This is a genomic window from Dryocola clanedunensis, from assembly GCF_038405435.1.
Classification (GTDB): domain Bacteria; phylum Pseudomonadota; class Gammaproteobacteria; order Enterobacterales; family Enterobacteriaceae; genus Dryocola; species Dryocola clanedunensis_A.
In genome coordinates, this window is the sequence record NZ_JBBYHZ010000245.1 from 1 (window position 1) to 511 (window position 511).

Sequence of the window (511 nt, forward strand, 5' to 3'; positions counted from 1 at the left end):
TTCGCAAAGAACCAGAACCAACTTGCCGTGGAAGCCTTGCGCCAAACAAGTCGGCTCGAGAGCTACGCGGCAGCGGCATTGGACAAGACGCTTGCGGGATGGTCGCTGTCCGTCAGTGAGGCAGCCAAGGCTGCTTACGACAGCATTACTAACATCCGGGCTTGGCAGGATCACTTGGGATACGATGCCGCTCGCCGCGCCGTCCAGGAAGCTGAGGAAACCCAGAACTTCATCCGACGAATGGGGCAGCAATTCACTGAGCGAATGGATCTCGCAAGTCAGCTGACGCAAACCGACTCGTATAGAGCATGGGCGTCGCTTGTCACAGATGAGCGAGCGCGGGAGGGTATTCGACGCATATTGGAGGATAGCGAAGAAACAGGTCTGTCCGCAGCGGTTGAACTGGATAAAGGGCGGAGCCAGGACTCGGAAGTCGCTGAAATAGACCCGGTCAGTGAGGCGTGGCTGAGTTCTTGGATCGCGTGGTGTCTAAGCGCTGCGCGCGTAGCAG

Annotated in this window: 1 protein-coding gene; it reads left to right on the forward strand. The window is 57.9% G+C overall.

The window, feature by feature from the left end:
• The coding region (locus AAE045_RS24465; RefSeq protein WP_455549878.1) for a hypothetical protein at positions 1 to 511 on the forward strand (511 nt) is incomplete at both ends.